At 40.2% G+C, this 435-nt stretch carries 1 protein-coding gene; it reads left to right on the forward strand.

The genetic code is table 11. The annotated features are described in order from the left end of the window. Positions 1-102: 102 nt before the first annotated feature. The coding region (locus CHH53_RS17000) for a helix-turn-helix domain-containing protein (protein WP_143594513.1) at positions 103-435 on the forward strand (333 nt) is incomplete at its 3' end.

The raw sequence follows: 435 nt of genomic DNA on the forward strand, positions 1-435 counted from the left end.
GATGAATTGTAATATTAAGTGCGACACCTTTTGAAAATAGAAAAGCCCATGTTTCCTCGTGTAAGATGAAGTTACCATACCTAATCTTAAACGGAGGAAAACATGAGCTATTCCCATCTTACTACAATTGAACGAGGAAAACTAGAAACACTATACAAGCTTGGCTGGTCTGCACGTCGTATCGCAAAGGAGTTAGGGAGACACCATTCGACTATTTCCAGAGAATTGGAGCGTAACAGTGAGGGCAGCTATAAAGCTGACTCTGCTGACAGAGTGTATCAAAAACGACGGGAATTTTGTATTCCTAAAGGTAAATGGAAAGAAGAGCTTAGAGTGGTTATTGAGGAGAAATTAAAGCTCACTTGGTCACCTGAACAAATTCAAGGAAGGCTGGGTATCATCAGCTTCAAAACCATCTATCCTTGGATGAATCAA

Origin of the sequence: Terribacillus sp. 7520-G (genome assembly GCF_002271665.1) — a bacterium.
Taxonomy (GTDB): Bacteria; Bacillota; Bacilli; order Bacillales; family Amphibacillaceae; genus Terribacillus.